This is a genomic window from Flavobacterium fluviatile, assembly GCF_010645065.1.
In the GTDB taxonomy this organism is placed as follows: domain Bacteria; phylum Bacteroidota; class Bacteroidia; order Flavobacteriales; family Flavobacteriaceae; genus Flavobacterium; species Flavobacterium fluviatile.
In genome coordinates this window covers 134463-157475 of record NZ_JAADZW010000004.1, presented here as the reverse complement: position 1 = coordinate 157475, position 23013 = coordinate 134463, and the positions used below count along the sequence as shown (strand labels likewise).

Below are 23013 nucleotides of genomic sequence, written 5' to 3'. Positions count from 1 at the left end.
CTGTACATAGACAAACCGGACCGATTTATATTTGTCCGGTTTTTTTATTTTTAATTAGGTTAAAAATCGAATTTACATTAATACAGTCAATGTACTGACTGAATTTACATTAATTTAATCAATTTACTGACTGAATTTACATTTTTTATTTTAACTTTGATATTCATTTTAATAAATAATGAAATGGAAAGTTATTTAAAAAGAGCGATTTTAGATCATTTCAGCAAAAAGGTGCTACCAAATAAAGTTTTGATTTTATTGGGGGCAAGGCGCGTTGGAAAAACGGCATTTATAAAAAATTATATATCTACAATCCCCAAAGAAGATTATTTACAATTAAATGGAGAAGATATTCAGGATGCTTTTTTGTTAAAAGAACGATCAGTGAGTAATTATAAGCGCCTTTTAGCAAACATAAAATTATTAGTAATTGATGAAGCTCAAAATATTCCTGAAATTGGATTGATTTTAAAATTGATTGTAGATTCAGTTGAAGGAATAAAAGTTATTGCAACAGGCTCATCGGTTTTTGATTTGTCTAACAAATTAGGTGAACCTTTAGTGGGAAGAAAGAATACAATATATTTATTTCCAATGGCTCAAATGGAATTTGAAAAATATGAGAATTTCAAGGAAACTACTCAAAAATTGGAAGAACGATTACTTTTTGGAAGTTACCCTGAACTGGAGCAGTATGAGGACTGGAATGATAAAATCAATTATTTAAAAGAGATAGTCAACTCATATTTATTAAAAGATATTTTAGTTTACGAAGGTATTAAACAATCTAATAAAATTTTAGATTTATTGAAGTTGATTGCTTTCCAAGTAGGAAAAGAAGTTTCCTTACAGGAATTGGCCAAACAATTAGGTATTTCAAAAAATACAGTCGAAAGTTATTTAGATTTACTTTCCAAGGTTTTCGTAATTTATAAAGTGACAGGTTTCAGCCGAAATTTAAGAAAAGAGGTAACAAAATCCAACAGGTGGTATTTTTATGATAACGGCATTAGAAATGCAATTATAGCCAATTTCAGCCAATTGGATTACAGAAACGATGTAGGAGAATTATGGGAAAATTATATAGCATCAGAACGTGTTAAATTTCAAAATTATACACAAAAAACAATCTTAAACTATTTTTGGCGTACTTATGACCAACAAGAACTGGATTGGTTAGAGGAAGAAAATGGTGTATTACGAGGATATGAATTCAAATGGAATGAAAACAAAAAAGCAAAGATTCCAACAGCGTTTGCAAAAGCTTATCCAGAAGCAAGTTTCAATGTTATTAATAAAAAGAATTACTTAGATTTTATTAGTTAGTCTGAAATGAATCAGTACAATTTGCACTAAAATAATCGCCACAAACTTCATAATAAAAGACGATTTACTCGTTTTATGTCTGAATAATAACATAGCAAATAATAAACCAAAGGAACCTCCCAAAAAAGCCATTGAAAAAAGAGTGTTTTCAGGAACTCTGCGTTTATTTTTAGTAGCCGGGTATTTGTCATATCCCGCCATAACAAACACAGCAAAATTTATAATTAAAAAATACAGTAATAAAACTTCCATCCGCTTAAAATTATAAACAAAGATATTATTTTAGCGATATAATTATTTCATTTATACAAATGCAACAAAGGCATATAATTATCTAATTTTCAATTTGACACATTATCTCATTCATACAATGACAAACATACAATTCATTGCCAAGACTGTCCAAACAGCAGCGATTAACATTCAAAACACAGTAAAGTTATTAGAAGAAGACTGTACAATCCCGTTTATTTCCCGTTACCGAAAAGATGCTACCGGAAACCTTGACGAAACTGTTATTGAACAGATTGCGAAACTGCAAAAAGAATACGATACGCTGATAAAACGTAAAGAGGCCGTTTTAAAATCTATCGAAGAGCAAAAAGCACTTACGCCGGAATTGAAGAAAAAAATTGAAGACAGTTTTGATTTACAGGAAATTGAAGATTTTTACCTTCCGTACAAAAAGAAGAAAAAAACAAAAGCTGATGTTGCCCGTGAATTTGGACTGGAACCTCTGGCAAAAATTATCATGTCAGAAAGTGATGTTGATGTCGATTTTGTTTCGACACAATACATCAATGAAAATGTAATTAATGAAGAGGCAGCCATGCAGGGTGCAAGAGATATTGTAGCCGAATGGATCAATGAGAATATATATGTCCGTAAACAGCTTCGTAGATTGTTTCAGCGAAAAGCTACCATTGCAACAAAAGTCGTTAAAAAGAAAGCGGAGGAAGAAGGAGCGCAAAAATTCAGTCAGTATTTTGACTGGGAAGAATCTTTGACAAAAGCTCCGGCACACCGTTTACTGGCTATGCTTCGTGCAGAAAATGAAGGTTTTATCAAAATAAAAATTGATGTTGATATAGATGAAGCTTACGATATTATTGACGAAATCATCATTAAAAAACAAAACAATACCACAGCTCATTTACAATTATCGATCGAAGACAGTTACAAACGTTTGCTTAATCCGGCAATTGGAAATGAAACCCTTCAGGAAGCCAAGGCAAAAGCAGATGCCAATTCGATTCAGGTTTTTGCGAACAATTTGGGTCAGTTGTTATTGGCGCCGCCATTGGGGGAAAAACGAATTCTGGCAATCGATCCGGGATTCAGAAGCGGGTGTAAAGTAGTTTGTCTGGACGAAAAAGGCGATTTATTATACAATGAAACCATTTATCCCCATGCTCCTCAAAACGAAGAAACCATGGCAATGAAAAAAATTCGTTCGATGGTCAATTCGTATAAAATTGATGCGATTTCAATTGGAAACGGAACAGCTTCCCGCGAAACCGAATTTTTTATCAAAAAAATTGCGTTCGACAAACCGGTTCAGGTATTTGTAGTTTCAGAAGCCGGCGCATCGGTTTATTCGGCTTCGAAAATTGCCAGAGAAGAATTCCCTAATTATGATGTAACCGTTCGTGGTTCGGTTTCTATCGGGCGAAGACTTTCAGATCCTTTGGCAGAATTGGTAAAAATTGATCCGAAAGCCATTGGAGTAGGGCAGTACCAGCACGACGTTGACCAGACAAAGTTAAAAGAAGAATTAGATAATACCGTAATCCGTTGCGTAAACTCGGTTGGAATTAACATCAACACGGCCAGTAAACATCTGTTGAGTTATGTGAGTGGAATAGGAGAGAAGCTTGCCGAAAACATTGTACAATACCGCTCTGAAAACGGACCATTTGAAGACAGAAAACAACTGAAAAAAGTACCTCGTCTGGGAGATAAAGCGTATCAACAAGGGGCAGCTTTTATTAGAATTACAAATGCTAAAAATCCGTTAGACAATTCAGCGGTACATCCGGAAGCTTATCCGGTTGTAGAGAAAATGGCAAAAGATTTAAAACTTTCGGTAAACGACTTAATCGCAAACAAAGAGAAAACAGCGCTTATTAAGGCCGAAAACTATATTACACATGAAGTAGGTTTACTAACACTAAAAGACATCATAAAAGAGCTTGAAAAACCCGGATTAGACCCAAGAAAATCCGCGAAGGTTTTTGAGTTTGATGCGAATGTGAAATCGATTAAAGATTTGAAAAACGGAATGATTCTTCCCGGAATTGTGAACAACATTACCAACTTTGGCTGTTTTGTTGACATCGGAATCAAAGAAAGCGGATTGGTTCATATTTCGCAATTAAAAGCTGGTTTTGTAAATGATGTAAATGAAGTAGTAAAACTGCATCAGCATGTTGATGTGAAGGTTACTGAGGTTGATGAGGATAGGAAGAGGATTCAGTTGACGATGGTAATTTAATTATTTTGTAGATTTGTAAAAAACATGGAGTTTCAATGGATTATAAGCTAGAATTACTTGATGACGATAAAAAATTCGAAAGATTAGTAAATACAATTTGTGAAAAAATACTAGGTACAGGTGTTATTGAATTTTCAGAAGGTAAAGATGGAGGAAGAGATGGAAAATTTACAGGAACAGCAACTAATTTTCCATCTAGTATAGATTCTTGGAAAGGAAAGTTTATAATTCAAGCAAAGTTTACAACAAACTCCCAAGCATCTTGTTCTGATAGTGAGTTTGAAAAATTGATGAATCTTGAAATTCAAAGTATAAAGAAATTAAAAGAAAATGGAGAGGTTGATAATTATTTGATCTTTACAAACAGAAAATATACTGGAATAAAAGGTGAAAGACTTCTAAAAAAAATAAAAAATGAAACAGCTTTACAAAATGTCGAAATAATTGGAAAAGAAACAATTAATCGATATTTAAATCAAAACAAAAATATTGTTAAGTTATTTGAACTAAACAAACACCATATTCCTTTTGATTTTTCTGAAGAAGAAATTAAAGATATTATTTTAGAGTTTAAAAAACAATTATCAAAGATTTCAGAAGATATTAAAACAAAAGTTGAAGAAGTTAAATATGATTTTGACAAAATTGAAATAGAGGAGAAAAACAAGAAAAATTTATTGAGTAAAGATTATTTTGAAAATGAAATCTTATCTAGGTCACTATTAGAATTTACAAAGATTCAAATTTTTTTAGAAGATGATAAAAATTCTGAGTTTAGAGATTACTACTTTGATATTACTTCAGAATTAAGTGCTTTGATTACCTTGAAAAGAGATAATTTTGATATGTTTGATGAAGTTTTAGTTTTTATTTATCAAAAATTGGCTGACAACAACAATAATCTAAAAGGCGGAAAAAGACATATTTCAACGCTTCTTCATTATATGTATATGAATTGTGAAATAGGATTAAAATGATAAAACCGAATAGACATACAAACCCAGATTATTCAGTTATAAATATTAGTGCATTCATTATAAAATTATTAAAAGCACATTCTAACATTGAATATGATAAATTACTAGGAAAGGTTATTAATGAATTGGGAGATAAAGCAAAGGAAAATTATCCTTATGCTTTAAATTTTTTGTTTTTATTAAATAAGATTAAATATCAGGAACTAACAGATACCTTTACTTTTAATGAAGCTAAGTAAATTATATAGTAACAAGGAAAACTTTAAAAACATTTTATTCAATTTGAATGGATTAAATGTAATATATGCTGATGTGCAAACTAAATTGAAAGAGCGAAAAAATTCTCATGATTTAGGTAAAACAAAAGTAGCAGAGTTAATTGATTTTTTGTTATTAAAAAAAATTGATAAAAAGGATTTTCTTTTAAAGTTGACAGATATTAATAAAAAATCTATTTTCAATGATTATATTTTTTATTTAGAAATTGAGCTCAATAACGGGAAATTTTTGACAATAAAAAGAGGCATTGAAAATAATACAAAAATAGCATTTAACATTTCTGAAAAGAGAGAAATGGGTTTTTCTCCTCCTTTAAAGTTTACTATTGAAAATATTTCAATTGATAAAGCAAAAGATGTTTTAGCAGAATATTTAAACTATGACTTTTTTTTCGATAAAAATTATGATTATAGAAAGGCATTAAGTTATAATTTAAGAACTCCTCCAGACGATTATAAAGATGTTTTTCAGTTATCTAAGTTTTCAAATGGTAAACACAAATATTGGAAGCCCTTTATATTTGATTTATTAGGTTTTGATGGTGATTTGCTACTAAAAAAATATGAAAATGATGATGAAATTGAAGAACTAAAAGGTTTTATCGGAACTCTTAAAAGAGAATATAAAATAGATAAGAAAGATAGGGATTCATTAATTGCGGAAAAGAGATCAATTGAAGAGAATAATTTAGAGATTGAAAAGAAAATAGATGCTTTTAACTTTTATGAACAAGATAAAAAACTAATCCAAAATGGAATATCAGATATTGAAAATTCAATAAGTGAGTATAATTCATTATCATATAATCTTAACTATGAAATTGATAAGTTAAAAAAATCAATCCAAAATGACTTTGCTTTTGAGATAAATAAAGTTGAGAAAGTTTTTGAGGAAACAGGAATCTATTTTGGAGATCAAATTAAAAAGGATTATCAAGAGTTATTAGAATTTAATTCTAAAATTACAGTAGAGAGAAACAAATTAATAAAAGGTATTTTAGCAAAAAAGGAAAAGGAATTAAAGCTAATAAATTCGAGTTTAATTGAATTAAATTCAAAAAAAGAAAATCTATTATCTGTTTTACAAGATACTGATACTTTCAAAAAGTTTAAAACGTATCAAAAAGCTTTAGCAAAAAAGGAAGAAGAACTTAACGAGGTAAATTCTAAAATTAGTTATATTGATTTAATCTTTTCTAAAGAAGATGAAATTGAAGCCAAGAAAAGCGATATTGAAAGCACTATAGATAAGTTAAAATTTTTGCATAGACATACCGAAGAAAATGAAAAGTATGATGATATAAGGAAAAAGTTTCATTTATATTATAAAGAAATAATGAATGAAAGCGCTAATATTTCTTGGTATTTAAATGCAAATAATAACATTGAATTTCCACCACCGAAAGTATTGGATAATACTAATAAAAGTACTGCAAAAGATGAAGGAACTACTTATAAAAAAATATTGTGTGTGGTTTTTGATTTAGCAATTTTGGCAAGTTATAATAATCAATCATTTTTTAGATTTATTTATCATGATGATGTACTCTCAACTCAGGATAATGGGATTAAGTTGAGACTTCTCGAACTGATAGATAAGTTAGCAAAAGAATATAATATTCAGTACATTTTATCAGTGATAAAATCTGACTTACCTGTTGATGAAAAAGACGAAATAATTTACTTTAAAGAGAAAGAAATTGTTTTACAATTGAATGATAAAAACGAGGAAGGAACTTTATTTGGATTTAGTTTTTGATATTAATCAAATATTACAAAAAAGTGGATGAGGATAGAAAGAGAATTCAATTGACGATGATATTGTAAAATTCCATTTCTAAAATAACAGAATCCAAAAATTATTAGAATCAATAGATAAAAACTCCCAAACTACTTAATTCATAGTTTGGGAGTTTTCTTTTAAAAATAATTCTTCCCAATACTATATATTTGTAAGAAATCATTAAATCCCCAAATCATGAAAAAAATTATTTTAATTGCATTTGCAGTTTTATTTTCGACTATTGGTCATGCTAAATTTATTAAGGCCGTTTTGTACATGGAAGACGGTACTAAAAGAACAGGTTTTGCCGAATTGGTTGAAAGTGGTGACTCTAAAGTAGCTTTCAAAACTGACGAAAAAGCTAAAAAAGAAAAGATTGCAAGTGCAGATATCAAAAAAATAGAATTCACAGATGACGACAGAAATGAGTTTCTGGCCGAAAAATTTTATTTAACTTCTGCGAATGCTTTTACCGGAAAATTTTCGAAATCAAAAGAGAAAAAATGGTTTTACATTATTTATGACAGAGATATAAAAGTAGGCTGTGTAGATTTTGCGGGAACTATGCAATACAATCCTTCAAAAGGTAAAACTTCAGGGCAATTTGGAGGTACAACCTATTATTTTGGAAAGAAAAAAGGAGATGAACTGTATTTTGGGTTTTTAAAATCAAGCGCAGGTATAGCCGTGCATACGCAGACAGAATCCAATATCAAAAAAATGTCCAAAGAAGCTTTTGCAGGATGCCCGAAACTGATTGCCGCTATTGAAAAAGAAGATTTTAAAACTAAAACAGCATTGCATCAGCTGATTGGTATTTTTGAAAGAAATAAATGTAAGTAATAGCATCAATTAAATGCAAAAACGCCCAAATTACAATTCGTAGTTTGGGCGTTTTTAATTTATTTTAAAATCACTTTTTTGGTGACAGTTTTAGTTCCGTTTGTAATTTTTATGAGATACAAACCTGAGGATTGATTAGTCAAATTAATTTCAGTGTTTTCAGAAGATGTTTTTCGTTCTGAAATAAGGTTTCCCTGCGGAGATAAAACCGTAATTACTGAATTTTCAGGAGCAAAGACAGTAAATTTATCAGCACTAGGATTTGGGTAAAGCAAAACGGTAGATTTTTCCATATCAAAATCATCATTAGATAAAGTTGCACTTGGTGGCAGATAAAAATTTCCTGTTAATAAAAACGAATACAATGTTTTTAATGTGTGATTGAAATAATTGCCTGGTTCATTTATATTTTTTAAATCAGCATAAGAAGCATCTAAATGAGCCTGATTTTCACCCGCCATTGCTGCGCAGGCAAAAGCACCCACAAAAGGAGCATTGTTCCATTGTTCGGTAACTGTTCCGTTTTGGTTATAGCCGCTTTTAATATTGGCGGATCCTCCCAAATTTATACGTACAAAGTCGGATGATTTTTTACAATACGTTTTAGCCTCCGGAGTTCCATACCATAAGTAGTCAACTGCTATTCTCCATGGAGTTCTGGCTGCATCGTAACTGTAGGTCTTACCGGCATTTGCGTATCCATTAGCTTCTGCTGAATAATTTCCTGAAGCTTCACACCAGTCAGATACTAAACCGCCAACAGCATTATTAACAGTTAAATTATTGTTGATAATAACATAAGATTTTGAAGCAACAGTATTCCAAAAAACAGTATCATTGGTAAAAGCACCAAAAGCGCGGTAATAAGCAGGAGAGAAGTAAGACGGATTTGTTATCTGGCTTCCGCCAAAAGCATCTCCCGGTTTTAGCACAAAAGTGTTAGCTTCAATTTCATGGGTTTTAATGGCAGTAATTAAAGTTTTAGCATCATTTTTATAATTGATTGTCCCGGTGCTTCCCCACTGATAATCGGCAACGATTAAGGCAAAAGCAGCGTCGAGTTCTGCATCAGTAGCACCATTTTGACCATCAACTCCGGAACAGCCGTTAATTCGCCAGTTCATAACACCATTACTGTTAGCATTATCTTTATAATACAGCCACAGTCCGTCAAAAAGAGTTTTATCAGCAGAATAAACGCTTAAAAGCATACCATAAGCAATACCTTCAGAAACTGTTTGCGAGGAATTGAATTTTACTCTGTATCTGCCGTTGTTACAGGTTTCAGTAAAATTAGATTTCCATGTATCGTAATTGGCTTTAGCATCCTGGCTGTTTTTTGAGGTTGCCATTAAGCCGTTATTAAAAACAATATTGACAGGGAAGGGTTTTGTTTGTGAATGATTTTCGATACATAGAAAAATACTCACTAATAGAAATAGGTTTTTCATACTTATATAAATTTAGGGATGATAAAAGTAAGATTTTTTATATAAATAAAAAAATTCAGAAGCACAGCAGGAAACACAGTTGAATATTTCTTCAAAAATGAGGCACAAAAAATCCCAACTAAAATCGTTCGGATTCCAGTTGGGATTCTAAAAAGACTACTTTACAGCGTCTTATTTAACTTCTTCTTCCTGCTTTTTAACAGCAGACTGATCGTCTTTGGCAGCATTTTTAAATTCCTTAATTCCGCTTCCCAAACCTTTCATTAATTCCGGAATTTTTTTACCTCCAAAAAGTAATAAAACAATACCTACTATAACAAGGATTTCTGTAAGACCTAATCTTCCCATGATTGTATATTTAATGCCGAAGCAAATTGTTTCTAAATTTTAAGCAAAGGTATAGAAATATACGGAGAAGAATAGTTTTTGGTTTAAAATATTTGTATGGAGCTGCGTTAAATATTTTATAAAATAATAAATTAAATAATTTTGTGCAAATTTCTTCAGCAATATTTAAAATCATTAATTGCTATATTTGCGGGTATAAATAACCGTAATGTCAGGGAAAAAACATAACTTCAGGAAAAAATTATTCAACAAAAACCGATTGGTTATTTTGAACGAAGATACATTTGAGGAAATTTTTTCATTCAAACTTAACCTTATGAATGTTTTTGTCGTTCTTTCATTTGGCGGAATTTTCTTAATTCTTATTACTACTTATATAATTGCATTTACACCCCTGCGGGAATTTATTCCAGGATATTCTTCTTCTGAGTTAAAAAAGAATGCTTTGGAACTGGCTATAAAATCGGATTCATTGACAACTTCCCTTAAAAAAAATGAAGCTTATATCAAGTCTATTCAGAAAGTGCTGAATGGAGAATTAGAATATTCGAAATTCAATAAAGATTCAATTCTGGCTGAGTCTGAAGAAATTCCCAAAACTAATATGAATGCCACAGAAGAGGAAATTAAACTCAGGGAAAGGGTTGCCGAAATAGAAAATGAGTCGAGTGGAACTAAAGCAAACAAAAAGAAATAATACCACACAAAATGTCGATCAAGTCAATAGCAGCAAAAATTTTTGCCCGAAAAATATACAAACAAACACTTTCCTGGTCAGATAAACCTGTTGAAACTCAGCTCAGGGTTTTTAAGAATCTGATCGAGAGTGCCAAAGCAACTGAATTTGGAAAAGACCATCATTTTGGCGCAATAACAACAATTGAAGATTTTAAAAAAAATGTTCCTGTTCGGGATTATGAAGATTTAAAATCGTACATAGAAAAAGTAAAATCAGGTCAGGAAAATATTCTGTGGAGAGGAAAACCCATTTATTTTGCCAAGACTTCCGGAACAACATCCGGAGCGAAATATATTCCGCTTACCAAAGATTCAATGCCGTATCATATTAATGCAGCGCGTAATGCAATCCTTCATTATATACACGAAACAGGAAATGCTGATTTTGTTGATGGTAAAATGATTTTTTTGCAGGGAAGCCCAATTTTGACTGAAAAACACGGAATAAATTTTGGCAGACTTTCCGGAATAGTAGCGCACTTTGTTCCAAAATATCTGCAGAGAAACAGAATGCCATCCTGGGAAACAAATTGCATCGAAGACTGGGAAACCAAAGTAAATGCAATTGTTGATGAAACGATTAAGGAAGATATGTCTGTAATTTCAGGAATTCCGTCCTGGGTCCAGATGTATTTTGAAAAACTGCAGGAAAAAAGCGGTGGAAAAAAGATTAGCGAGATATTCAAAAACTTCAATTTGTTTATTTACGGTGGTGTTAATTATGAGCCTTACCGTGCAAAATTTGAGCAGATGATTGGTAAAAAAGTGGACAGCATTGAGTTGTTTCCGGCTTCAGAAGGATTTTTCGCCTATCAGGATTCCCAAAAAGAAAAAGGAATGCTCCTGCTGCTGAACTCAGGTATTTTCTACGAGTTTATAAAAGCAGATGAATTTTTTACCGAAAATCCAAAAAGCTATACTATTGGTGAAGTAGAAAAAGGAGTAAACTATGCTTTAATTGTTTCTACAAATGCAGGGCTCTGGCGTTACAACATTGGGGATACCGTTCAGTTTACTTCCTTGGCTCCGTATCGTGTTATCGTTTCCGGGCGTATCAAGCATTATATTTCGGCTTTTGGAGAGCACGTGATTGCAAATGAAGTAGAAAATGCCATGAAAGAAGCAACTGCCGATACGAATATTGTAATCAATGAATTTACTGTTGCTCCACAAATAACGCCAGCCAGCGGATTACCCTATCACGAATGGCTGATTGAATTTGAAAAAGAACCTGAAAATATACAGGCTTTCGCCGAAGCAATTGACAATTCGATGAGAAAACAAAACATTTATTACGACGATTTAATTACCGGAAATGTTTTACAGAAGGTAGTCATTACCAAAGTTTCAAAAAACGGATTTCAGCAATACATGAAATCACAAGGGAAATTGGGCGGTCAGAATAAAATTCCGAGGTTGTCAAATGATCGAAAGATTGCAGATAATTTGAGATAAGTCAGAATTTGGATTTTCACATACCTTATAAACAAAATAGAAATAGAGACTGTGATTTTATAGTTCAATATCGCTTTTTTTCTCCAGAAGAAGGCGGAAGGCCAAATGGAAATCCAGTTCAGGGATACCGTTCGGATTTTATGTATTCTGGTGATGAAAAAATCAGACAACAATGGATGATCTGGCCAGAATTTTTGGATGATGAAGATAATATCATTTTAGATAAATCATTACGAGTTCCTACTTCAGGAAAGGCAAAAATGTGGATATTAAATGAAGCCCTTATAGAACTTCATAAAGGACGAATTAAAATTGGATTAAAAGCTTTTTTATGGAAGGTCATAAAAAAGGCGGCAGAATGTGAGGTCATTCAAATTATAAATAGCAGTTTAAAATAAATGTTATAATTATATGACATTTACAGAATCGGATAAAAATAACATATATAATTCCTACTTTCGTTTATTGGAAAGAACGAAATCCTCTTTTTTTTCCAGAAGATTTCAAAATAAGAAAACATGAAAGAAACCAAACATATATCGAGATCAAGAGCACAGGAGTCATCCGCAGCGATTGAAAAAATGTACATCACCATGCGCCATTTATTCAACCGCGGTTTCTACAAACCAATGGGAGTTTCGGGCGATAGTTTAAGAGAATCATTATTGGCGTTGCGTCCTGAAATCTACGGAAATATTGCCGAGGAAAAAGTAGAACTAAACGGACTTTTATACGTTATTGAGCGTCTTCCGATAGGAATAGAACAATGCCGTTTTATCAATTTAACCTCAGATGAAGGCTATTCCAAATCACATTTTCAGCCTATTGTTCCTCCAAAAAGAAGAAGAAACTGTTATAGAATTGATGAGGAACAAATGAATGTTGAGATCACACGCGGACGTTCAGACATTTACGATATCCTGACACATTTGACTTTTATTTTCATCGAATCGCATAAAATCAAAAACAGGGTTTTATTAGATGATGGAGGAGAAGTTTCGCGTGACTGGCTTAAACTGGAACAAGCCATACTGCAAACCAAAAAACTGTCCCAGATAGAAAAAGAAAAAGCAATTTCGCACGCAGCTAATATTCTAGCCAGAACATTTGAAGAAGTTTTAGATATTTATGATGCTTTTGGTTCAGAAAATGCGCCGGATCGTTTTCTGCATGTCATCTATTGGCTTGGAAAATTAGCCATTGAAGAAATGATGGAGAACAACAAAAGAACCATCACTTTTAGTCCCGTTTTAAGAGAGCGTTTAGGACATCACATTCATGGAGAAATCTGGGCAACCAACATTAAGGAAGTTCTGAAAGCCAATAATCTTTTAAAAAGACCAATTCATATCATTAGTGCGAACATGCATAGTGTGATGAACTCAATTTTTGCAACACCACTCCTGAAAACAAAGTTTAAAAACAAATCAGATTTCTTTATTTATGAAGAATTGAGCAAATCTGCCGCCAAGGAAATCAGAAGTTTAGTTGAGGAATTAGCTTTGAAAAACGGAATGATTTTTTTGCCTGACACATCCGGAACTAATATAGATGTCCAGATTTTTGATACGGCCAAAATTGACTGGAACAAAACAGCCTTTACCTATGCAAATGTAGGGGAAGAAAAGCCGGTTATAATTGTAATGGATTATGCTTTTGGGGAACAGGCCTATGAAACCATAGATGAACTTTTGAAGCCGTATAAAAAAGATACTTTATTGAATGTAAAATCGGTTTCAATAATGGGCAAGGCAGGGATTCTGGAAGGTGGAAAAGGAGATATTATGATTCCGTCAGCTCATATAAACGAAGGAACCGCAGATAATTATTTCTTCGAAAACGAACTTACTGGTGCCATGTTCGAAGGAAATGATATTGCAGTTTACGAAGGAGCAATGGTAACGGTTTTAGGGACTTCATTGCAAAACAGGGATTTGTTGAAATTTTTTCACGAATCGACCTGGGGCGTAATCGGTCTTGAAATGGAAGGTTCTTATTATCAAAAGGCAATTCAGTCGGCATCAAAAATCAGAAAAAGCGTGCCTCAGGATATTAAAGTCCGATATGCTTATTATGCTTCAGACAACCCTTTAGAAACCGGAAGCACTCTGGCTTCAGGAGGTTTAGGAACTACAGGGGTAAAACCAACATATTTAATTACTATTAAAATCCTGGAACAAATTTTAAATCTAAACAATCAGCTGGGAGTAAATTTAATAAGCACAGAAAAAGATAAACTTTAAATATATTTTATAAAATTGAAAAAGTAAATTTGCTCCAGGAAACAAATTAATATGAAAAGAATACTTATTACAGGTGCTGCAGGATTTTTAGGATCACATTTGTGTGACAGATTTATCAAAGAGGGCTATTATGTTATCGGAATGGATAATCTGATTACGGGCGATCTGAAAAATATTGAACATTTGTTCAAATTAGAACATTTTGAGTTTTACCATCATGACATCACCAAATTTGTTCATATTCCGGGCAAATTAGATTATATTTTGCATTTTGCTTCACCGGCAAGTCCAATTGATTATTTAAAAATCCCGATTCAGACTTTAAAAGTTGGTTCTTTGGGAACACACAATTTATTAGGATTGGCCCGAGTAAAAAAAGCAAGGATTTTAATAGCTTCAACTTCAGAAGTGTATGGAGATCCTCTGGTTCATCCGCAGACAGAAGAATATTACGGAAACGTAAACACCATTGGGCCACGCGGGGTTTATGATGAGGCCAAACGTTTTCAGGAATCCATAACCATGGCGTACCATACTTTTCATGGTGTAGAAACCAGAATTGTACGTATTTTTAACACCTACGGACCAAGAATGCGCCTTAATGACGGTCGTGTCATTCCGGCTTTTATAGGGCAGGCGCTTCGTGGAGAAGATCTGACCATTTTTGGAGACGGAATGCAGACGCGTTCTTTCTGTTATGTTGACGATCAGGTTGAGGGAATTTACAGATTACTCCATTCTGATTATGTGTATCCGGTAAATATTGGAAATCCCGACGAAATTACCATCAAAGATTTTGCAGAAGAAATCATAAAACTTACCGGAACCAGTCAAAAAGTGGTGTATCATCCGTTACCAATAAACGATCCGCTTCAGCGTCAGCCCGATACGACAAAAGCAAAAGAATTATTGGGATGGGAAGCCAGAGTAAACCGGGCAGAAGGAATGAAAATCACGTATGATTATTTTAAATCGCTTTCAAAAGAAGAACTTTCGAAAGAAGAGCATAAAGATTTTTCAAACTATATAAAATAAATGCGGACAAAAACAGGAAAATATTCAGGCTATATCCGTCCGTTCTCCTATTTAATTGATTTAATAATTATCAATTTTTTTGCGGTTTATATTGCGCATTTTCCTGTAGATCAAATTTTATTTTTAGCTGTACTTAATATTGGCTGGATCGGTATTGCATCCGATTTAGGTTTTTACGAAGTATATCGTTATACTAAAGTTATCGCAATTTTAAATTGTGCTTTAAAACAAGCCTGCTTATTTGGTTTTGTAGTTTTTGCCCTTGCATTCTTTTTTGCTAAGCAAACCAGTTTTAGAACGTTGTTGTTTTATTTATGGTTTATATTTATTCTTATCTTATTCATCAAGTTTTCAATTTACTATTTCCTGCAGACATACCGTGTTGTTTTTAGAGGCAATCTCAGAAAAGTTGTACTGTTAGGCAATAAAGAAAGTATTTCACCTTTAAGACATTTTTTTACTGAGAATCCGGATTATGGATATGAACTGATTCATGTTTTTGAATTTGAAGAAGTAAAAACAGAGCATATTGAGCAAATGTTCGAATTTGTTCTGAATAGAAATATGGATGAAATGTATTGTTCTATTATTGGTTTATCACAGGATCAAATGAACGAGATTATTGATTTTGCTGATAGCAATTTAAAAACATTGAAATTCATTCCGGAAGGGAATCAGATATTTTTCAGAAATTCCATCTTAGAATATTATGACTATATTCCGGTAATTGCTCTCAGAAGTATTCGTCTGGATGAACATTTGTACAAGATAATGAAACGAACTTTCGATGTCGTTTTTTCAATAATTATCATTCTGGGAGTTCTTTCGTGGATTTTTCCAATTTTAGCAATTTTAATAAAACTGGAATCAAAGGGACCCATCTTAATCAGACAAAAACGCAATGGACTTAATAATGAGGAATTCAATTGTTATAAATTTCGTTCAATGGAAGTGAGTAATGAAACGGTTATGAATCAGGTTTCTAAAAACGATCCGAGAGTCACGAAAATCGGGAGGTTTATTCGAAAAACCAGCATCGATGAACTGCCTCAGTTTTTTAATGTTTTGATTGGGGAAATGTCTGTAGTCGGGCCTAGACCACATATTGTAAGTTATAATCAGGAATATATACTTAAAGTTGATAAGTTTATGGTGCGCCATTTTATAAAACCCGGTATTACAGGTCTGGCTCAGGTAAAAGGTTTTCGGGGAGAAATCGAAACCGATTACGATATTATAAACCGGGTCAAATATGATATTTTTTATATCGAAAACTGGTCGATTTTATTAGACTTGAAAATTATTGTAATTACGATTTACCACATTATTAAAGGTGATGAAAAAGCATATTGATGAGTGAGTTAGTTTCTATCATAACACCCACATATAATGCCGAAAAATACATTCGGGAAACCCTGCAGTCAGTATTAAATCAAAGTTATCAAAACTGGGAAATGATTCTGGCCGACGACGCTTCAACTGATACTACAGTTGCAATAATTGAAGAGTTTGCTCAAAAAGACAACAGAATAAGACTCTTTAAATTACCGGAAAATAACGGAAATGGTTTTGCGAGAAATGCTGCTTTAGAAAAAGCCTCAGGAAAATATATTGCCTACTTAGATGCTGATGATTTATGGTTTCGCGAGAAATTAGAAAAGCAGATTCAGTTTTTAAAAACGAATAATTTGCACTTTACTTTTAGTTTTTACGATTCTATTGATGAAGAAGGAAATGCTTTAAACAGAAGAGTTGAATCACCCAATCCGTTAACTTATAAACAAGTATTTTTCTGTAATTATGTAGGTAATTTAACTGCCATTTACGATGCGGATTATTTTGGAAAAATTATTCTGGAAACGTCGCAAAAACGCCAGGATTGGAGAATTTGGCTTACCATTTTAGAACAAATAAAAACGGCAAAACCTGTCCCGGAATCTTTAGCGTTTTACAGAATCAGAAAGAATTCAGTTTCTTCTTCAAAATTCAAACTCATTAAACACAATTTTGGTGTTTACAGAGAATTCCACGGGCATAATTTTGTGTTTTCGGTTTTGCTCATGATTCGGTTTTTGTATACACAGTTGATTGTAAAACAACAATATATAAAGAAGATTTAAATCCACCTAAGATCGCAAACTGACTTTGAAGTATTATTTTTTATATCCAATTTTTACTCTTTGCTTGTCATTTTCTTTTTTCTCAGTTAATTCATCCAAATAAGAAAAAACCAATTCTATATTTTTATCATGATTCTCTAACTTCTTTTGAATCTGAAGTATATCGACTTTAATTTCAGTTGTATCCAAAAGCATTTGTCTCACTTTCGTAAATATCCTCATAATTTGGATATTCGTTTGGATTGCTTTGTCGCTTTTTAGGACGCTTGAAAGCATTAGAACGCCATGTTCTGTAAATGCCATTGGAATGTGACGCAAGCCCATCTTATCGGAATTGGAGGTCACAAATTGTGACCTCCAATTTTCAAACTCTGATTTAGTAAGTTCAAACATAAAATCTTCTGGAAATCTGGAGATATTTCTTTTAATAGATTGCTTTAAAACTTTAGTTTCTATTTCATAAAGGGAAGCCAAATCACGATCAAGCATCACTTTTTGACCGCGGATAAAATATATTTTATTAGAAATTGTTTCTTCAGAAGTAACGATTGATTGTGCATAAGTTTTTAATTAAAAAACAAATGTAAGATTTTATTTATTTAATATTTGATTTAAACTGTTTTAGTTTACCGCGATTGGTTCTTTCTAAAACGGTTTTTCGGGTAAAAGTGAAATTTAGATTTGGTTCTAAATATAAATTTATTGCTTCTTTTATTTTTTGAATTTGTTCTGAAACTAATTCTTTTTCAGAAACATACTCAATTTCAAAGGTGTCTAATTTGGTTTGTTTGATAATGAATTCTTTTACATTTCCGTCATCTTCAATTATACTTTTGGTTACATAATAAAATGTCAAGCCAGGCGATTTTTTACCACTAGGCAAAATTGCTACGTCATTGGTTCTTCCAATTAGTTTTTTCAGAATTGGTTTTTGTGGTGTGCTTTTTTCATCCAGAATTCCAATGTCGCCAATTTCATATCGAATGAAGGGATTTGCTTTGTTAAATAAAGATGTAATCACAATTTTGCCTTCGGTTCCGTTTGGGACAGGATTATTGTTTTCATCTAAAATTTCAACAAAAAGCGTTTCAGCATTGACCTGCCATTCACCCTGCGGATTTTCAAAAGCTATCAAATCCAGTTCAGAAGCGCCGTATTCACTGATTATCGGAAGACCAAACTGCTTTTCCAGCAATTTTTTATCTGATTCAAAAAGCATTTCCGAAGTAACAAAACAAGCTTTTAATGTCGGGCAGATTTCTTTTAAAACAATGTTATTTTGTTCTAAATATTTGGCAAACAAAACAATAGAACTTGTATAGCCATTGATGTAATCGAATTTTTTAGTTTTGAATTTTTCCAGAAATTTTTCCAGAACTTCATCAGATAAATCAAAGACTGGAAAACGAAAACGATGCGTAAGGAAATCTTTAAAACGTTCTTTTTGATATCCAATAAAATCCATCGGAATGCCGTAAAAACGTGCTTGGTACGAATGGTTAAAATCAATGCCAAACCAGCCAAAACGCATCATATTGGAAGCCCACGTTAAAGCATGCGAATATTTATCTTTGGCAAAAATAAAAGGAGTTCCGCTAGATCCGGATGTTTTGTTGAGGTAGAAGTTTTTTTTAGAATAACCTTTTGAAAGTCTTTCTTCAAGGGGTTTCTGCAAGTTTTGCTTGTTCAGGATAGGAAGATTTTCCCAGTTTTCAAAAGTTGTATTTCCGGCTAATGCTGCGTAAAATGAATTGTTTTTGAGATGAAAATCAACAATTTCTTTTTTTTTATTTTGAAGAAAAACAGCAAATTCCTCTTCAGAAAAATGAACAATTTTATTCAATTCGGTTTTAGCTTCCCTGATAGGAAAACCATTTATACGAAGTGTAATATCGAAGAGAGAAATCATTTAAACGGCTTCTTTTAAATCGTAACGTTTTATTGATTTTAGTTCCTGACTTTTATTTGATTCTTCTTCTTCAATATCAAAATCGTCCTGAAGTCCTAGCCAAAACTTAGCTGAATTTCCAAAATACTGACTTAAACGCAAAGCAGTATCAGCCGTAATTCTTCGGTTACCTTTTATTATTTCAGAAATTCTGGTTTGTGGGATTTTCAAATCTTTAGACAAGCGATAAGGAGTAATATTCAGAGGAATCAAAAATTCTTCGGATAAAATCTCTCCCGGATGTATGTTTTTTAATTTTTCCATTTTTAAATCTTTTAATGATAATCAACAATTTCAACATTTGATGCATTTACATTTTCCCAGCAAAAAATGATACGCCACTGATTGTTAATTCTAATGCTGTAGAAATCTTTTAAATTTCCGCTTAATTTTTCTAAACGGTTAGAAGGAAGGATTCTTAAATCGGTTAAATTTTGTGAGTTATTAAGCATTCTAAGTTTTCTTCTTCCAATTTGCTGTATTTCAATTGAAGGTTTTTTGACAACAATACCATTCCAAATTTTTTCAGTTTCTTTTGATCCAAATGAAATTATCATACCTTTCGCATTACTAACGTCAAAAGTAAGTAAAATAAATTATTATTTAACGTTAAAAGCGATTATTTTTGCACCACAACTAAATAAACAACACCATGACAATTTTACTATTGGGTTCGGGCGGAAGAGAACATGCATTTGCATGGAAAATGACTCAGAGTCCGCTTTGCGAAAAACTTTTTGTAGTACCGGGAAATGCAGGAACTGCTGCTATTGCTGAAAACGTTGCCATATCTGCAACAGATTTTGAAGCGGTGAAAGCTTTAGTGCTGAAAGAAAATATAAGTTTAGTAATCGTAGGTCCTGAAGATCCGTTGGTAAAGGGTATTTATGATTATTTTAAAAATGACGAAAGTTTAAAACATATTCCGGTTATCGGACCATCTCAATTAGGTGCTCAATTAGAGGGAAGTAAAGAATTCGCAAAAGAATTCCTGATGAAACATAATATTCCAACTGCAGCTTACGACAGTTTTACTGCCGAAACAGTTGAAAAAGGATGTGAGTTTTTAGAAACTTTACAGCCTCCGTACGTTTTAAAAGCAGACGGATTAGCAGCCGGAAAAGGAGTTTTGATTATTCAGGATCTTGAGGAAGCGAAAACAGAATTACGAAATATGCTGGTTCATGCAAAATTTGGAACAGCAAGTTCAAAAGTGGTTATCGAAGAATTTTTAGACGGAATCGAATTAAGCTGTTTCGTTTTGACAGACGGAAAAAGCTATAAAATTCTTCCAACAGCAAAAGATTACAAAAGAATCGGAGAAGGAGATACAGGCTTAAACACAGGCGGAATGGGAGCGGTTTCTCCAGTTCCTTATGTAGATGCAGTTTTAATGGAAAAAATTGAAACCCGTATCGTAAAACCAACAATCGAAGGTTTCCAAAAAGACGGAATCGAATATAAAGGATTTGTATTTATTGGTCTTATTAATGTAAAAGGCGAACCAATCGTTATTGAATATAACGTAAGAATGGGAGATCCTGAAACAGAAGTTGTGGTTCCCAGATTGAAATCTGACTTGGTTGAATTGTTTTTGTCTGTTGCAGATCAGAAATTAGGAGATTTTAATTTAGAAGTTGATCCAAGAAGCGCAACAACTGTAATGGTAGTTTCTGGCGGCTATCCTGAAGATTTTCAAAAAGGGAAAGTAATTTCTGGATTAGAAAACGTTACTGATTCAATAGTTTTTCACGCAGGGACAAAATTAGATGGCGAAAATGTCGTTACTAATGGAGGACGTGTAATTGCAATAACATCATACGGAGATAATTTCCAGGAGGCCATAAAAAAATCTTATCAAAACATAGATAAACTAAGCTTTGATAAGATGTATTTTAGAAAAGATATCGGCTTCGATTTAATTTAAATTACTCACCAGCCCTTTTTAATTAAAGGGTTTGGTTTTTATTTTAAAAATGAATGGGCTGTTGTATCCTGGTTTTCTGTTCCTGCATTATCAAAAATGCGTAATTGTTTAATCCAATACACGATTGCTGCAGAACAGATAATCATGAAAATCCAGTTGATCGTGTTTGCACCAAACCATGTAACCAATTCCAAACGACGTAAAAAGTCAAGAGGAGCAAACAAAATGTTAACGAATAAGTATTGAATTCCTTCGAAAAATGCTGTCATAATTTTAAAAATTATATGTTATTTATTGTTGTGTAATGCTTTGAAGATAAAATTCGATTATTAGAATCTTTTTTCAACTTGTTAGTTCTTACCTTTTAAACAAGTAGTATCTTTACAAACGCAAAAGTATAAAATATCCTTATGATAACAAGTGTTTTTAAAAAATCTACACCATTAAATTATTCTTTGGTTGTAATTTTAATACTGGTTTTCTTTTTTTTGTATCAAATTCAGGAACCCTCATGGATGAGTTCTTATTTTTTGGTGTTTCAAAAAATAAGTTTATTTTGCTTTGTACTGGCTTCTTTTTTTCTGATAAATTTTATTGTGAAAAAAAATGGACTCAGTAAAGACAACGGGTATGCGATATTATCCTATTTACTGCTGCTATTGTTTTTTCCAACAATATTCAATAATCCAAATGTCATATATGCTAATTTTTTTCTGTTATTAGCGCTTCGTAGATTAATTTCTTTACAATCTTTAAAAGCTTCAAAAGAGAAAATATTTGATGCTTCTTTTTGGATTTTAGTGGCTTCCTTGTTTCAGTTTTGGTGTATTCTTTTCCTGATATTAGTTTTTATATCCATTATTTTTCACGTTTCAAGTGATTACAGAAATTGGGTATTGCCTTTTATTGCCCTTTTAGCAGTTGCATTATTATTTTTAATGATCTCTCTAATTTTCAATTTTGACGCGATAAAATTTATACAGGACAGGGCAGTTATTGATTTAAGGATTGAGTATTTTAAAAACAATTACGAAAATGGAGCATTTTCAATCTATGTTGCAGTAGTTTTATTTTTTGTAGTTTCAATGGTAACAACACTATCAAACAGACCACAAATTGTTCATACTTCATACAAAAAAGTAGTAGCCTGTTTTTTTATAGCGATATTTGTTTTTCTTATTTCGGCAGACAAAAGCAATGATTTATTATTGTTTAGCATTACGCCATTAACAATTATGGCCTCGAGTACTATAGAATATATGCAGCAAAAACTAAATAAAGAGATTGTATTTTATGTCCTTATTTGCTGTAGTCTCTTTACTTTTTTTTCTCAGCTATAATTTGTTTCCGTAAGCAAGATCGCCGGCATCTCCAAGTCCGGGAACGATATAATTTTTTTCGTTTAAATTTTCATCTAAGGCAGCAACCCATAAATGACAGTTGTCTGGCAGATTTTTTTCAAGATAAGCAACTCCTTCAGGTGCGGCAATAACAACAGCAATATGAATTTCCTTTGGAACAGCACTCTGAACTAATTTTTTATGAACAGCCACTATCGACTGACCAGTTGCCAGCATCGGATCAAGAAGCAAAACTGTTTTATCGTTTAGATTTGAAATTGCCTGATATTCGACTAAAATTTCAAAATTATCATCATTATTCGGATGATGCCTGCAGGCGGAAACAAAGCTGTTTTCTGCATGGTCAAAATAGTTTAAAAAACCATTATGAAGTGGTAATCCGGCTCTTAAAATGGGACATAAAACCAAATCAGTTTCGATTTCAGTTGTTCTTTTTATGCCAAGCGGAGTTTGGATTTCGACATTTTTATAAGATAAAACTTTACTCAGCTCGTAAGCCATAATTTCACCGATTCGTTCTATATTTCTTCGAAAACGCATACTATCATTCTGAATATTTATGTTTCGGATTTGTCCTAAAAAATGATTTAGCACGCTATTATTTTCAGAGATATAATGGATTTTCATAATATTTTTTTTAGAATTATCGATCGCTATGACTGGAAATGAAAAATTAAAGGTTTTTT

General features: G+C 32.3%; 24 protein-coding genes. 15 read left to right on the top strand and 9 right to left on the bottom strand.

What is annotated here, in order from left to right:
* Positions 1-183: 183 nt before the first annotated feature.
* On the top strand, positions 184-1326 hold the full coding sequence (locus GXM17_RS07390) for an ATP-binding protein (protein ID WP_163398655.1): 1143 nt from the start codon (positions 184-186) through the stop codon (positions 1324-1326).
* Here the strand turns inward: GXM17_RS07390 and GXM17_RS07385 are convergent.
* On the bottom strand, positions 1309-1578 hold the full coding sequence (locus tag GXM17_RS07385) for a DUF1294 domain-containing protein (protein WP_163398654.1): 270 nt from the start codon (positions 1576-1578) through the stop codon (positions 1309-1311). The two genes, GXM17_RS07390 and GXM17_RS07385, sit on opposite strands and share 18 nt — an antisense overlap.
* 118 nt (positions 1579-1696) lie before the next feature.
* On the opposite strand from GXM17_RS07385, the gene GXM17_RS07380 reads away from it, so the two are divergent.
* From GXM17_RS07380 to GXM17_RS07360, 5 genes are all read left to right on the top strand, one after another.
* Positions 1697-3820 (top strand): Tex family protein, encoded by a 2124-nt coding sequence (locus GXM17_RS07380; protein ID WP_163398653.1) that lies wholly within the window; start codon positions 1697-1699, stop codon positions 3818-3820.
* Between the two features lie 35 nt (positions 3821-3855).
* Positions 3856-4797 (top strand): ABC-three component system protein, encoded by a 942-nt coding sequence (locus GXM17_RS07375; RefSeq protein ID WP_163398652.1) that lies wholly within the window; start codon positions 3856-3858, stop codon positions 4795-4797.
* The gene (locus GXM17_RS07370; RefSeq protein WP_163398651.1) at positions 4794-5036 is read left to right on the top strand and encodes an ABC-three component system middle component 8; all 243 of its coding nucleotides are present in this window, start codon (positions 4794-4796) and stop codon (positions 5034-5036) included. The genes GXM17_RS07375 and GXM17_RS07370 overlap by 4 nt, the downstream gene beginning before the upstream one ends.
* Positions 5023-6834, top strand: a complete 1812-nt coding sequence (locus tag GXM17_RS07365; RefSeq protein WP_163398650.1) for a DUF2326 domain-containing protein — start codon at positions 5023-5025, stop codon at positions 6832-6834. Before GXM17_RS07370 ends, GXM17_RS07365 begins: the two co-directional genes overlap by 14 nt.
* A gap of 219 nt (positions 6835-7053) precedes the next feature.
* Positions 7054-7701, top strand: coding sequence for a hypothetical protein (locus GXM17_RS07360; protein ID WP_163398649.1), 648 nt, complete (start codon positions 7054-7056; stop codon positions 7699-7701).
* 59 nt (positions 7702-7760) lie between these two features.
* Here GXM17_RS07360 and GXM17_RS07355 read toward each other — a convergent pair whose 3' ends face one another.
* Both GXM17_RS07355 and GXM17_RS07350 read right to left on the bottom strand, forming a co-directional pair.
* Positions 7761-9152 (bottom strand): glycosyl hydrolase family 8, encoded by a 1392-nt coding sequence (locus tag GXM17_RS07355; protein WP_163398648.1) that lies wholly within the window; start codon positions 9150-9152, stop codon positions 7761-7763.
* Between the two features lie 171 nt (positions 9153-9323).
* Positions 9324-9500 (bottom strand): Sec-independent protein translocase subunit TatA/TatB, encoded by a 177-nt coding sequence (locus GXM17_RS07350; RefSeq protein WP_163396186.1) that lies wholly within the window; start codon positions 9498-9500, stop codon positions 9324-9326.
* Between the two features lie 208 nt (positions 9501-9708).
* Between GXM17_RS07350 and GXM17_RS07345 the strand changes: the two genes are divergently transcribed.
* The 7 genes from GXM17_RS07345 to GXM17_RS07315 all read left to right on the top strand — a co-directional run bounded on the left by GXM17_RS07345 (position 9709) and on the right by GXM17_RS07315 (position 17091).
* Positions 9709-10197, top strand: coding sequence for a peptidase (locus GXM17_RS07345; RefSeq protein ID WP_163398647.1), 489 nt, complete (start codon positions 9709-9711; stop codon positions 10195-10197).
* 11 nt (positions 10198-10208) lie between these two features.
* Positions 10209-11693, top strand: coding sequence for a GH3 auxin-responsive promoter family protein (locus GXM17_RS07340; protein ID WP_163398646.1), 1485 nt, complete (start codon positions 10209-10211; stop codon positions 11691-11693).
* Between the two features lie 8 nt (positions 11694-11701).
* Positions 11702-12091 carry a hypothetical protein gene (locus tag GXM17_RS07335; RefSeq protein WP_163398645.1) on the top strand — a complete coding sequence of 130 codons (390 nt, stop codon included), beginning with the start codon at positions 11702-11704 and terminating at the stop codon, positions 12089-12091.
* A gap of 120 nt (positions 12092-12211) precedes the next feature.
* The gene (locus tag GXM17_RS07330; protein WP_163398644.1) at positions 12212-13936 is read left to right on the top strand and encodes a DUF6909 family protein; all 1725 of its coding nucleotides are present in this window, start codon (positions 12212-12214) and stop codon (positions 13934-13936) included.
* A gap of 51 nt (positions 13937-13987) precedes the next feature.
* A complete protein-coding gene (locus GXM17_RS07325) occupies positions 13988-14971 on the top strand; it encodes a UDP-glucuronic acid decarboxylase family protein (protein ID WP_163398643.1) in 984 nt (327 codons plus the stop codon).
* The gene (locus tag GXM17_RS07320; RefSeq protein ID WP_163398642.1) at positions 14972-16324 is read left to right on the top strand and encodes an exopolysaccharide biosynthesis polyprenyl glycosylphosphotransferase; all 1353 of its coding nucleotides are present in this window, start codon (positions 14972-14974) and stop codon (positions 16322-16324) included.
* Complete coding sequence (locus GXM17_RS07315; protein WP_163398641.1) at positions 16324-17091, top strand: glycosyltransferase family 2 protein; 768 nt, start codon at positions 16324-16326, stop codon at positions 17089-17091. The genes GXM17_RS07320 and GXM17_RS07315 overlap by 1 nt, the downstream gene beginning before the upstream one ends.
* A 33-nt stretch (positions 17092-17124) precedes the next feature.
* On the opposite strand, the gene GXM17_RS07310 is transcribed toward GXM17_RS07315, so the two are convergent.
* The 4 genes from GXM17_RS07310 to GXM17_RS07295 form a co-directional block, all read right to left on the bottom strand.
* A complete protein-coding gene (locus tag GXM17_RS07310; protein ID WP_244307352.1) occupies positions 17125-17580 on the bottom strand; it encodes an ORF6N domain-containing protein in 456 nt (151 codons plus the stop codon).
* 106 nt (positions 17581-17686) lie between these two features.
* Positions 17687-19000: a phenylacetate--CoA ligase family protein gene (locus tag GXM17_RS07305; RefSeq protein WP_163398640.1), complete on the bottom strand. Its 1314-nt coding sequence runs from the start codon at positions 18998-19000 to the stop codon at positions 17687-17689.
* Positions 19001-19303, bottom strand: coding sequence for a HigA family addiction module antitoxin (locus tag GXM17_RS07300; protein ID WP_163398639.1), 303 nt, complete (start codon positions 19301-19303; stop codon positions 19001-19003).
* Positions 19304-19314: 11 nt separating this feature from the next.
* A complete protein-coding gene (locus GXM17_RS07295; RefSeq protein ID WP_163398638.1) occupies positions 19315-19596 on the bottom strand; it encodes a type II toxin-antitoxin system RelE/ParE family toxin in 282 nt (93 codons plus the stop codon).
* A 95-nt stretch (positions 19597-19691) separates the two neighbouring features.
* Here GXM17_RS07295 and purD point away from each other — a divergent pair, with 95 nt between their 5' ends.
* A complete protein-coding gene (purD, locus tag GXM17_RS07290; RefSeq protein WP_163398637.1) occupies positions 19692-20966 on the top strand; it encodes a phosphoribosylamine--glycine ligase in 1275 nt (424 codons plus the stop codon).
* 38 nt (positions 20967-21004) lie between these two features.
* Here the strand turns inward: purD and GXM17_RS07285 are convergent, their stop codons facing one another.
* Positions 21005-21235: a DUF6341 family protein gene (locus tag GXM17_RS07285; RefSeq protein WP_163398636.1), complete on the bottom strand. Its 231-nt coding sequence runs from the start codon at positions 21233-21235 to the stop codon at positions 21005-21007.
* Between the two features lie 141 nt (positions 21236-21376).
* Between GXM17_RS07285 and GXM17_RS07280 the strand changes: the two genes are divergently transcribed.
* Complete coding sequence (locus GXM17_RS07280; RefSeq protein WP_163398635.1) at positions 21377-22306, top strand: DUF6427 family protein; 930 nt, start codon at positions 21377-21379, stop codon at positions 22304-22306.
* On the opposite strand, the gene upp is transcribed toward GXM17_RS07280, so the two are convergent.
* Positions 22301-22954 carry a uracil phosphoribosyltransferase gene (upp, locus tag GXM17_RS07275; protein ID WP_163398634.1) on the bottom strand — a complete coding sequence of 218 codons (654 nt, stop codon included), beginning with the start codon at positions 22952-22954 and terminating at the stop codon, positions 22301-22303. The genes GXM17_RS07280 and upp overlap by 6 nt on opposite strands.
* Between the last annotated feature and the right edge of the window lie 59 nt (positions 22955-23013).